Source organism: Candidatus Hydrogenedentota bacterium, from assembly GCA_018005585.1.
Taxonomy (GTDB): Bacteria; Hydrogenedentota; Hydrogenedentia; order Hydrogenedentales; family JAGMZX01; genus JAGMZX01.
Genome location: JAGMZX010000024.1, coordinates 37,390 through 49,409, shown reverse-complemented (window position 1 = coordinate 49,409; position 12,020 = coordinate 37,390). Strand labels below are relative to the sequence as shown.

Genomic DNA, 12,020 nt, shown 5'->3' with positions numbered 1-12,020 from the left:
AGGTCTCGAATTCCTCGAAGGCGGAGGCCAGCGCGTGGACGTTCTCGGGCGTCGTGGGCGGGTAGATGCCCGCGATGAGTTCGAGGCCGCCCTCGGGCGCGCCCAGCGTGCGCACTTCTTCCTCGACCAGATCGCGAATCTCGGCGGGCGTGCCGTAAGGCACCGTTGTCTGGCGGTCCACGTCGAGCCGGATGCAGACGCGGCCCTTGAGTTCGCGGCGCAGGTTGTCGATGCCGTTGCACAAGTCCTGCGGGTTCAGAATGGTCACGCCCGCGAAGAGCAGTTCGTCGATGAGGTCCATGATATAGCCGTCGCTGTGCAGCATGACGTGGCAGCCCTTTTCGCGACACGGGCGAATCAACTTTTCGTAAGTCGGCGTGCAGTACTTGCGGAACATGGCCGGCCCGATAATCGGGGCGGTCTGCGCGCCCAGGTCTTCGCCCAGCGTGATCACATCGACGCTCATGGAGAGGTACTGCTCGATCAGCTGCCGGTTATGCTCATAGAGCGCGTCGATCAACGGTCCCAGCATCGGCTCTTCCGTGGCCATGTCGATCATCATGTTCTCGAAACCGCGCAGATACGTCAACCGCATGAAAAAGAAGCCGTGCGGTAAGCCGCCTTCCGTCAGCAGGCCCTTCGCGCGCCGATCTTCGATGTTGCGGCGGACGGCGTCCCAGTCGACCGGGCCGCGATCAGCGGTCTTGAGCGGGTCAGGCGCGCGCCATTGGTCCCATCTATCCCACGTGGCCAGCGGGTGCTCCGTGACGACGCCTTCGATTCCGTTGGTGCTGGTTTCCCAGACGCAGCCCCACGCATCGCGAAACGGCTGCCCCGCCGTGTAGGCGGGGCCGAAATCGACGGCGTCGTAGTTCACTTGGCCCTTTCTGAAATCGGGCCAGAGGCGCGGGTGCCGCGCCACGACGTTTTCCATCGCGCCCCGGTGCTCGTCCCAGGACGCGGGCGAAATACAAATCCACATGGGCATGCGTTGCGGGTGTTGAAAGGATGCATTGCGCAGGTAGTTCTCACGGGCGTTCATAACCATGACGTTCAGCCCCGTTCCGGCGCCGCCGCGACACGCGCGCCGGGTTCTTCAGGTGGCGAGAAGCCGCTTCTACAATGTCAAGGCAGACAACAGCGCCAATGCCGTGGCTGCGTTGCGCGTTACCGGCGCGGTCCCGTTCTCCTGGTAGCGTATGAAGTCCACGTGGCCGTCGAGGTACAGCACATTGCTGCCGCCGGGCACGTGATTGAAATGCTCCACCGAGGTGGCCGCCTGGTCGAACATGACGAATACGGTGCTCTGCGCCTGCGCTGTCGCCGCAGGATTATTGATGTCCGTGATCAGGAACCGTTCGATGCCCTCACGGAAGCGGTACACCGTGTCGCCGCCTGTATTGCCAAAACCTTCCAGCTCAGCGCCCGAAAGGTCGTTGTCCACCGCCTTCTGGATTCTTGAATTGTCCGGGGGAATGCTCGTTGCGCCTTCCCGCAGGTCGAAATCGCCCATCAAGACCAGCAGGCTGCGCACAATCTGGGAAGGCGCCACGGCGTCCGGCGGCGGCAGCGCGGACGAATCCAGCGGCAACCCCGACACGCCGATGAGGGTGACCACCCCTTGCACGGTTTCCGCCTCCCATTCGTCACCCGCCCGGTCGAACACAAAGCCCAGATAGGTGTAGCTGGCGTCCACCGCCGACGCGCAGGATTGTGCATCAGGTCCCGCAATTCCCATACAGAACTCACCCGTATCCGGGTCCTTCATCCGCTGGAGATGCACGCCGTACTCGGCATCCGACGGGCACAGGATGATCATCGGGTCGTTCAGGTATTCCGGATAGGTGACGAACAGGTTCGGCCCCGCATCGACGCGCACCTGAGGTGTTCCGGACACATCGGGAAAAGCGCCGAACTGCACGGGCGGCCAGCGCTCGCCCGGGTCTTCGTTGGCGTACATCTTGAAGACCAAGCCCCACTCCTTGAGATTGTTCTGGCAACTGGCGCGCCGGGCCGATTCCCGCGCGCGGGCGAGGGCCGGCAGGAGAATGGCCGCGAGGATACCGATGATGGCAATCACGACCAACAGCTCGATCAGTGTAAATCCGCTCTTTTTCATATCTCGGTCCTTCCCGTTGTGCGCGAAAAAGGGCACGCACGCCGTACCTCGTTCCTTTGGCCTCTTGCGTTCTGACCTGTGCCGAGCAAGGACCGATTCTGCCACACCCCGGCTATTACAGCTTTTTTTCACGCGAAAATCAATCCCGCCGTGTTCGCGCGCCGCAAACCGCCTTCTGGCGGAGCCGGGGCGAGTCTGTCGTTTTGGCCATTCCTTAATTCTCAGAAGCTATCCCAAAGACTCGCGTGACGAGTAGAATGGCCCCTTCGGCAGGAAGATGCCGTTCAGAGAGCCAAGTCACCTTGGGCCGCGCTTCCCCGGGACGAGGCATGCCTCTCCCCTGACGGGGCGTGGCCGCAACCACATTTTCCATTGAGAAAGGCGCTTGCCCCCCGTATACAGGAGTTGTACAAGACACACGCGGGAAGGAAACGCCATGGAACACCTCACTGTACGGCATCAGGCCAGGATTCACGGCACTGTGAATCGGCGCCCGATGCGCTGAAGACCAACCCCTTGGCCGCTGCCCCCGCATGGGATGCTCCCGGCGACCGCGGAGCGGTGCCTGTACGAGAATGACGCGCGCAGCATGCGGCCGTTGCCGATGCTCCCAGCTCGTGGACCGCCGCAACGTAGACTCTCGTCTCTCATCTCTTGCGCCTTGATGTACGCTATGGCACACTGTGCCGCCGCTGGCATGGCGCGGGGCAGATTTGGCTCCGCAGCATGGGAACGCATCTATGATACGCTTTGAAGTCCTCGAAAACCTGGGAGCCGCCGTGGCGGCCTTTTCCGACAAGTCGGACGGCGACTGTGCTTGGGCCGCGCCCAGTGCGGAGGCCCGGCAATGCTTTTTGCGCCGTTGCGGCGCCGCATGGGACAACTTGGTATGCCCGGTCCAGGTTCATGGCGCAGAGGTCCTGGTGGTAGACCAGAGCGACGCGGGGCGCGGCGCCTTTTCTGCTGAGACGTCGGTCGGGGAAGCCGATGGGCTGCTTACCGCTGCTGCCGATTTGCCGCTCGGCGTGACCTGTGCGGACTGTGTCGCCATCTACCTGTACGACCCGTGCCGGAACGTGGGCGGCCTCGTCCACGCTGGCAGGGCGGGGACCATGAGCGATGTCGCGGGCGCTGCGGTGCGCCGGATGGAATCGAGCCTCCAAGCTAATCCGTGCGATATCCATGCCGTAATCGGCCCGTCCGCCGGCCCCTGTTGTTACGAAGTTACCGAGGAGATGGCGGAGGCCTTTGCCGGGGCTTGTCTTTTCGCCCGGGGCCGGCTGCTGGACCTGTGGGAGTCCAACCGGATGCTGCTGATGACCGCAGGGGTGCCCCTTGAGAACATCACGGTGGCGGGCCGGTGCACGATATGCGACCCGGAATTCCATTCCTACAGGCGCGACGGAGGTTACGCCCGGAACCTGGCGGTCTTTATGCTTTAGACCCCGCAGCCGCGGGTTTCGTCCGCCTGCTCATGTGCCCGGCCGCACGTATGCGGCCGAGGCGTGCATTCCGCTCCCTTCCTGGCCGCCTTTTTCTCGGTTTTCGCCGTAGAGGGTGTGCATAGACATGCGGTATTCGGGGCGGTCTGGCGCAACCTGCGGAAAATGAGAACCGTGTAACGATGCGCGTGAAACTATTGCATCGTGCCGCGTCCCTGTGCTAGACTTAATGTTCAGATTGATGACTTGTCGCGAGAGTGGGCATGTCCCACTCTTTTTACTTGATGTGAAAGGAATTCAGTGGAAGGCAGGGCGTTGGTCAACCAGGTTTGGGAGGCGTTGGAGCCCGACCTGCGCGAGCAAGGCTATGAAATAGTCGAACTCGAGTATGCCCGGGGCGGACGCACCCCCATCCTCCGGATCTATATCGACAAGGCCGGGGGCGGGATTTCGCTGGATGACTGCACGGCGGCAACGCAATTGTTGAGCCCACTGCTGGATAAGCTGGAGCTAGTCGGCGGGCGGTACCTCTTGGAGGTGTCTTCGCCCGGGATAGACCGGCCGTTGCGAAAGGCCGGGGATTTTCAGCGGTTTGCGGGCGAGCCTGTGCGACTGCAGAGCCTGACGCCGGTCGACGGGCGTTCCCGGTTTCGAGGAACGCTCGAAGGCTTTGAAGACGGGCTTATCTTGATGGAATGCGACGGGAAGAGATGGTCCATTCACATCGAGAACCTGAAGTCGGCGCGGTTGGACCGCTAGCGCAACGGGTTGAGGGAAGAGACCTTGGACCAGAATCTACGCGTGATACTGCAGCAGCTCGAAGCGGAAAAGAGCATCGATAGGAATACGCTTATCGAGGCTATCCGCAGCGCTCTCGAGAGCGCTGCCCGCAAGAGCTTGAGTCAGGCTGCAAACCTTATTGTCGAAGTGGACCCGGACACGCTCGAATTCAAGGTGTTTGAAATCCTCACGGTCGTGGACAAGGTGGTGCACGCCGGCGCCGAAATCATGCTTGACGAGGCCAAGAAACTGAACGCCGAAGTACATGTCGGTAATCGGCTGAAAGTGCGCGCCGAACCGAAGGATTTCGGCCGTATTGCGGCGCAGACCGCGAAACAGGTCATTATCCAGAAGATCAAGGATGCGGAACGGGACAAGATTTTCGAGGAATTCAAGCAGCGGGAAGGTGAACTCGTCACCGGAATCGTGAAACGGATCAGTCACGGCAATATCATCGTTTCCATTGGCCGGGCGGAGGCCATCCTGCCGTATCGCGAACAATCGCCACGGGAGAATTTCAAGCCGGGCGACCGCATTCGGGCTTTTCTTTATCAGGTGGAAAAGGGACCGCGTGGTGCGCAGGTCATGCTTTCGCGGACGGCGCCAGAACTGGTGCGCGGCCTCTTTGACCTGGAAGTGCCGGAGATATACGACAGCACGGTCGAGATACGTGCGATTTCGCGCGAACCGGGGAGCCGCACCAAGGTTGCGGTCTATTCCAATGATGCGAATGTGGACCCGGTCGGCGCGTGCGTGGGCATGAAGGGTTCGCGCGTGCGAGCCGTGGTAGAGGAGCTGTGCGGCGAGAAGATCGATATTGTGCGGTGGAGCGACAATCCCATGGAATTGTGCCGCAACGCATTGAATCCCGCGGACATCATGGATATCGAAATCGACGAGGAGACGCGTTCGATTCACGTCATGGTGCCCCAGGACCAGCTCTCGCTGGCCATCGGGAAGCGGGGGCAGAATGCGCGGCTCGCCTCGAAACTAATCGGGTGGAACATTGATATTCGCGGCGATGTCGAGCCTGGTGTTGCGGTCTATGCACGGGAAGACAATGTGGAGCTGGTAGGCGAGCCCGGGGACGCCGCTGCGGGACATGCCGCCGCGCCTGAACAGGCAGAAGCCCCGGAGGCGCCCGCGCCTCCCGCGGAGGGTCAAGACGGCACCGAATCATAGCCTGGCCTATACCGTTCCGTCCGCGGCGGCAGACGCCCCGTAATGACAGGTCGAATGCCGCGGCTTTGAGTAGGGCCGTTTTACCGGCCGTGTGCTTGCTTGGAGGTGAATACCCCTATGCCGACGATTGCCAGTGTGGCAGAACGTCTCGACATGAGTGCGGAGGAGGCCGTCCTCGTCCTCCGCAAGCTCCACTTTGACGTTGAGAGCGTCGATTCCGAGATCTCCGACGAACAGTGTGACATGCTCATCGACGTGGACGAACAGCCGGAGACGCTTGACCGGTATCTGCAAGAAGTCCTGAAGAAGGAAGACCAGAAGAAGAAGAAGGCTGAACGCCTGCAAAAGGCAGCGCAGAAAGTCGCTGCGAAACGCAAGGCGCAAGCGAAGGCGAAGCCCAAGGCCGCTGCCAAGCGCGCGACTCGCCGGAAGACGGAGGAGGGGGAAGAAAAGGAGGAAGAAGAGGCCGCACCCGAGCCTGTTGCGGCTGCCGCGGAGATTGAAACGCCCGTGCTCGAAACGGTGGAGCCGCTCGCTGAGATCATAATCGAAGAAGAGGTTCCCGCCGAAGAACCGCCGCAGCCGGAAGTCCCCGCTGTGGTTATTGGTTCGGCCATCGAGCACGCCGCGGCGCGCGTAGAGGTGGTGCGCGCTGATGGCACCTCCGTTGAAGCGCCGGATGTGGAAGTCATCGAAGGTCCCTTGCCCCACGAAGAGGAAGCGGTTGCCGACGCGCATGCACCGGGTCTCCTGGCGGAGGCGGAACGGCGCCAGGAAATGGAAGAGCGCCGCAAAGCGAAATTGAAACCGCTGCCGAAGCCCGACCCGGAGGTCGTGGCGGAGGTCATTCGCCGCGCCCGCGAGAAAGACCGCAAGAAAGAAGTGGCCGCCGTTACGGTTGAAGTCCCGGAACTGGGCTTTGAAGAAGCGGGCCGCGGTCAAAGGGCCAAGCGGGGCAAGTCCAGCAAGACGACGGCTCCGGGCAAGACGGCGCGCAAGAAACAGAAACGCATTGACCGGGCACGGCTCGAAGAGGAAATGCGCCGCGATGCCGCGGCCGTGGTCCGGGATTTTCAGGCCGGCGGCCTGGATGGACCGCGCAAGCGGAAGAAGAAACGCAGCCGCGAGGAGTCTGTTGTGGTTGAAGAGGTACCGGTGCCGGCGGTGATCGAAGTCCAGGAGTCCATGACCGTCGAGCAATTGGCCAATGCGGCCGCGCTGCCCGTAAACGAAGTGATTCTGGAACTGATGGACGAGAACATTCTCGTCAACAAGAACTACAACTTGGACCTTGACCTGATTCGGAAAATAGCGGAAAACCACGGATTCGAAGTGCGCACGGTCATTCCCGAGGAAGAAGCCGTCATGTCCGACGAATCCGACAACCCGGAAGACCTCGAACCGAGGCCGCCGGTCATTACGGTCATGGGCCATGTTGACCATGGCAAGACGACGCTGCTCGACGTGGTGCGGCGCTCCAGCGTGGCGGCGTCCGAGGCCGGCGGCATTACCCAGCACATTGCGGCATACGATGTGCAGACCAATGCCGGGCGCTTGATATTCCTTGATACGCCCGGCCACGAGGCGTTCACGCAGATGCGCGCGCGCGGCGCCAAGGTCACGGATATCGTGGTCCTGGTCGTTGCCGCGGACGATGGTGTCCGCCCGCAGACCATAGAAGCTATCAACCATGCGAAGGCGGCGGAGGTGCCCATTGTTGTCGCCATCAACAAGTGCGACAAGCCGGATGCGCAGCCTGGCCGGGTGCGCCAGGAACTGACGCAGTATGACTTGATTGACGAAAGCTGGGGCGGGAAGACGATCATCAAGGAGATTTCCGCGAAGACCGGCAGAGGCGTTGACGATCTCATGGAATTGCTGGTGCTGCAGTCGGAGACGCTTGACCTCAAGGCCAATCCCAAAAAACGCGCCCGAGGCACGATCGTTGAATCGGAAGTCAGCGTCGGTCAGGGCGCCTTGGCCTGGGTCCTGGTACAGAACGGGACGCTGCGCGTCCAGGACGCGTTTTTGGCGGGCGAGACTTTTGGCCGCGTACGTACCCTGACCACGTCGGGTGGAAAGCACGTGCGTGAGGTCGGGCCCGCCACGCCCGTGCTCGTAACCGGGTTTGGCGAACCGCCCAACGCGGGCGATATCTTCGTCGCCGTGGAAGACGAGCGCGTGGCCAAGAGCATTGCGGAACAGCGCGCCGCTTTGCGCAAGCAGCGTCAGGGTCCCGCCATGAAGCGCGTAACCCTGGAAGATTTCCATGCCATGGTCGCGGCGGGCAAGGAAAAAGTCTTGAACGTCATTCTCAAGGCGGACGTGCAGGGCTCCGTCGACGTGCTGCAATCCAGCTTCGCGCGCCTGGGCAATCAGGAAGTGCGTGTCAACATCGTTCATGCCGCGGTGGGCGGCATAAACGAATCCGATGTGCTCCTGGCAAGCGCGAGCGAGGCCGTGGTCATCGGGTTTCACGTAACGGCGAACGCGCGGATCCAGAAAGTGGCCGAGAGCGAAGGCGTGGAGATTCGCACGTACCGTATCATCTACGAAGCCATAGAGGAAGTGCAGAAGGCCCTGGAAGGCATGCTGGCTCCGGAGCGGCGCCAGGTCATCACGGGTCACGCGGAAATCCGGCAGGTTTTCCGTTCTTCGGCGCTCGGCAATATTGCCGGGTGTTACCAGGTTGACGGCGAGACGTCGCGCGCCTCCCATGTGCGGTTGCTGCGTGACGACGTGGTCGTGTTTGAAGGGCGAATCGAGTCGTTGCGCCGGGGCAAGGACGACGTGAAATCCGTGTCCGCGGGCTTCGAATGCGGCATCAAGCTGGAAGGGTACGACGACATCAAGGAAGGAGACACGATCGAGGCGTACCGTGTCGAAGAGGTTGCCAAGACGCTGAATTGAGAGGCCCGGTGTGACCATCGGCGTGCTTCACATCGACCTATTGATTCCGGGCGCCCGCTCGCTCAAGGACAAGCGGCGCGTCATCAAGAGTCTGAAGGAGCGGCTGCGGCATCGCTTCAATTGCTCGATTGCCGAAACGGATTTCCACGACTTGTGGGGGCGTGCCCGATTGACCGCCGTAGTCGTTTCCGCCGAAGGGCGTCACGCCAACGAGCAGCTGAATGAAATCGTGCGATACGCCTCGTTGGACCACGCGGCCGTAATGGCCGATTACCGGATTGAAATGTTATGACGCAAAAAGTCAGACCGCAACGCGTGGCGGAATTGATTCGCCACGAGATTGCGCAATTGCTCAGCAAGGGACTCAAAGACCCCCGGATCGGCTTCGTGTCCGTCATGAACGTCAAGCTCTCCCCGGACTTGCGCTATGCCGACGTGTACGTGAGCCTCTTTGGCAGCGACCAGGAGCGGAAGAGTTCACTGGTCGGGCTGCAGCGTTCGGCGGGCTGGGTCCGGCACGAGATCGGCAAGCATGTGCGGATGCGTTATACGCCGGAAATCCGGTTCCTGCCTGATGACACGCTGGACCAGGTCTACCATCTTGAAGAGGTATTTGGGAGGATACATGAGGCGGAGGCGCAGACGCCCATGCGCGCGCTGAGTTTCGCCGAGATCCTGGAAATCTTCCGGGAACGCGATTCGTTTCTACTGACCACGCACATCAGTCCGGACGGCGACGCGATCGGCTCGCTCCTGGGGCTTTACCATCTCCTGCGCGCCTTGGGGAAAAGCGCCGTGCACTGCGTCATGGCCGACCCCGTGCCGCGCACCTACGCCTTCTTGCCCGGGGCCGGCCAAATTCGGGCGGTAAGCGAGGAACTCCCCGAAACGGATCTTGCGGTCGTGGTGGATGCCGGGGACCTGGACCGGATCGGCGCGGTGGCGCGGCATATTCCGGACAGGCGCAACCTGCTCATTGTCGACCATCACCTTGACGAAGGGCCCGCGGGCGCGATCGGTCTCATCGACTCGTCCTTCGCCGCCACCGGCGAGATGATCTTCGAGTTGTTCCAAGCATCGGAAACGCCGCTCACGCGGGATGCCGCCACGTGCCTCTACGTGGCGCAGGCAACCGACACGGGCGGTTTCCGGTTCTCGAACACAACGGCCCGTTCGCACCGCATTGCCGCCGTGCTCTACGATGCGGGCATCGAAGCCCATACGCTTTGCAGCCGCGTGTTTGACGTAGTGTCGCTGCCGAAAGCCCGGCTCCTCCAACTGGTGCTTGAACGCATGGCGTTCGGCGCCGGCGGCCGGGTCGCGCATTCGTTCGTGGCGCCGGAAGATTTCGAGGCAGCGGGCGCACGGCGGGACGATATCGAGAACCTGGTAAACTACACGCGAAACATCGAGGGCGTGCAGGTCGGTGTCTTGTGCTATGCCGTGAAACCGGATGAAACCAAGGTGAGCCTTCGCGCCGCGCCCGGTTTCAACGCGGCGGCATTCCTGAACCGCTTTGGCGGGGGCGGCCATGCGGCTGCCGCGGGCGCCACGCTGACACGGCCACTGCGCGAAGTGCGCGACGAAGTCGTGCATGCATTACTTGAGGCAATGGACCAGAACCCATGACAGGACTCTTACTCGTAGATAAGCCCGTCGGCCTGACTTCGCACGATGTCGTCGACCATATCCGGAAGGCGGCGGGCATTCGCCGGGTCGGGCATACGGGGACACTCGACCCCGCGGCCACGGGACTGCTTATCCTCTGTCTGGGGAAAGCCACCCGGCTCTCGGAGCATCTTACCGGACTCGACAAGACGTATCAGGGCATTATGCGGTTCGGAGTTGTCACCGACTCCTATGATCTCGACGGGACCGTCGTGCGGGAAGCGGAACCGCCCGCGCTGACTCTGGAGCAAATTCAGGCCCATTGCGACGCCCTGACGGGAGAAATCGACCAGGTGCCGCCCATGGTGAGCGCGGTGAAAGTTGGCGGCCGGCGGCTGTACAAGGCCGCACGGCGCGGGGAAGAGGTGGAACGCAAGCCGCGCCGTATCGTGGTTCGCGAATTCCGCGCGCTGAGTTACGTCCCACCGGATGTCGAGATTCGGGTTTCATGTTCCAGCGGAACCTATGTGCGCAGCCTGTGCCACGAAATCGGCAGTGTCGTGGGTTGCGGCGCGGTGCTTGCTTCGTTGCGCCGCACGTGGGTGGGCCGCTACTCCGTCGAGCAGGCCACCGCTATGGATGATTTTCAGGCGCCGGAGGACGTGCGGGCGCGCATACTGCCCATGGACCAGGCGCTCGACTTGCCCGCTGTGGTCATCCAGGATGCCGCGCGCGGTGTACTGGCTGCCGGCTCGACGCTGGTGTCCTCGAACTTGGGCGGCGACTGCCCCGTTCGGGAAGGGTGGGTGCAGGTGAAATCCAGCGCAGGCGAATTGCTCGCGCTGGGCGTCGTGCAACCGACCGCGGCCGGCGTGTGCATCCATCCCAAGCGCGTGTTTCTGTAAGCGGCGTTCCGGGTTTTCGGGCAAGGCGGCGGCGGGGGGCGCCGATTCGGTTCAACAAACGGAAGCGGAGTCCTTGCATGCGTGTCATAGAAGATGTTCGAGAAACGCAGGAAACGTTTCCGAACCTCGTGCTCACCATCGGGAGTTTTGATGGTGTCCACCTCGGCCATCAGCGGATCGTGTCGGAACTCCGCCGGACCGCCCGCGCGATCAAAGGCACGGCTGCGCTGATGACACTCCAGCCGCATCCCCGCCAGTTCTTTTCGCCCGAATCCGCGCCCAATATCTTGACGCCCTTGAAGAAGAAGGCGGCGCTGCTGGAAGCCCTGGGGCTGGACGTCTTCTATGTACTTCCCTTCAACGCGGAAACGGCCGGACTGACGCCGGAGACCTTTCTGCGTGAGATCATCGCGAAAAAATGTCAGGCGCGCGTGCTCGTAGTCGGGCATGACTTCGCCTTTGGCCGGGGCGCGCGGGGCGATTTCGACTTTCTGCAGGCCGCCGCGCCGCAATACGGCATCGAGGTGCGCCAGGTGCCCGCGCTTATCGTTCAGGGCGAGCGGGTCGGCAGCACGGCCATTCGCGAGCGGATTCTGCAAGGAGAACTCGAGAAGGCGGAGGAGTTGCTGGGCCGCAAGTACTCCATTCTGGGCAACGTGGTGCGCGGGCGCGGCGTTGGCGGCGCGCATCTTGGTTTTCCGACGGCCAACGTGAAGCCGCACAATAATGCCGTGCCGGCTCATGGCGTCTACGTGGCGGAAGTCGTTGTGGACGGACTTTCGCACCCCTCGGCGGTCAACATCGGTATCGCGCCGACTATTCGCCAGGACGATGTCACGATTGAAGCGTATATCCTGGACTTCCACCAGGACATTGCGGACAGGGAAATCGAAGTCGTGTTTCACAACCGTCTGCGCCCGGAAAAGAAGTTTGACTCCCTCGGATCGCTCATAAAGGCCATCGGGGAAGACGTGCAGGCGGTGCGCCGGTATTTTGCGGAAAAGAACCCTGCTTCGTGATCGCGGACCGGACGAGCGGTCATGTATACTGATAGGGCGTGTGTGGCGTATACGC

General features: G+C 62.1%; 10 protein-coding genes. 8 read left to right on the top strand and 2 right to left on the bottom strand.

All coding sequences use genetic code 11. From position 1 onward, the window contains the following. A partial coding sequence (locus KA184_06240) for a hypothetical protein (protein MBP8129164.1) occupies window positions 1–1,042 on the bottom strand: 1,042 nt, incomplete at its 3' end. A 75-nt stretch (window positions 1,043–1,117) separates the two neighbouring features. Next, the gene (locus KA184_06235; protein ID MBP8129163.1) at window positions 1,118–2,119 is read right to left on the bottom strand and encodes a DUF1559 domain-containing protein; all 1,002 of its coding nucleotides are present in this window, start codon (window positions 2,117–2,119) and stop codon (window positions 1,118–1,120) included. A 740-nt stretch (window positions 2,120–2,859) separates the two neighbouring features. On the opposite strand from KA184_06235, the gene KA184_06230 reads away from it, so the two are divergent. The 8 genes from KA184_06230 (at window position 2,860) to KA184_06195 (ending at window position 11,965) form a co-directional block, all read left to right on the top strand. Further along, window positions 2,860–3,561, top strand: a complete 702-nt coding sequence (locus KA184_06230) for a polyphenol oxidase family protein (protein MBP8129162.1) — start codon at window positions 2,860–2,862, stop codon at window positions 3,559–3,561. A 300-nt stretch (window positions 3,562–3,861) separates the two neighbouring features. After that, window positions 3,862–4,320, top strand: coding sequence for a ribosome maturation factor RimP (locus KA184_06225; GenBank protein ID MBP8129161.1), 459 nt, complete (start codon window positions 3,862–3,864; stop codon window positions 4,318–4,320). Between the two features lie 24 nt (window positions 4,321–4,344). Next, the gene (gene nusA, locus KA184_06220) at window positions 4,345–5,523 is read left to right on the top strand and encodes a transcription termination/antitermination protein NusA (protein ID MBP8129160.1); all 1,179 of its coding nucleotides are present in this window, start codon (window positions 4,345–4,347) and stop codon (window positions 5,521–5,523) included. A 117-nt stretch (window positions 5,524–5,640) separates the two neighbouring features. Beyond that, a complete protein-coding gene (infB, locus tag KA184_06215; protein MBP8129159.1) occupies window positions 5,641–8,433 on the top strand; it encodes a translation initiation factor IF-2 in 2,793 nt (930 codons plus the stop codon). 10 nt (window positions 8,434–8,443) lie between these two features. Further along, entirely contained in the window at window positions 8,444–8,725 is a 282-nt protein-coding gene (locus KA184_06210) for a DUF503 domain-containing protein (GenBank protein ID MBP8129158.1), read from the top strand. Next, the gene (gene rbfA / locus KA184_06205) at window positions 8,722–10,062 is read left to right on the top strand and encodes a 30S ribosome-binding factor RbfA (GenBank protein MBP8129157.1); all 1,341 of its coding nucleotides are present in this window, start codon (window positions 8,722–8,724) and stop codon (window positions 10,060–10,062) included. Before KA184_06210 ends, rbfA begins: the two co-directional genes overlap by 4 nt. Next, complete coding sequence (gene truB / locus KA184_06200) at window positions 10,059–10,946, top strand: tRNA pseudouridine(55) synthase TruB (GenBank protein MBP8129156.1); 888 nt, start codon at window positions 10,059–10,061, stop codon at window positions 10,944–10,946. The genes rbfA and truB overlap by 4 nt, the downstream gene beginning before the upstream one ends. Before the next feature lie 77 nt (window positions 10,947–11,023). Continuing rightward, window positions 11,024–11,965 carry a bifunctional riboflavin kinase/FAD synthetase gene (locus KA184_06195; GenBank protein ID MBP8129155.1) on the top strand — a complete coding sequence of 314 codons (942 nt, stop codon included), beginning with the start codon at window positions 11,024–11,026 and terminating at the stop codon, window positions 11,963–11,965. The last annotated feature ends 55 nt before the right edge of the window (window positions 11,966–12,020 follow it).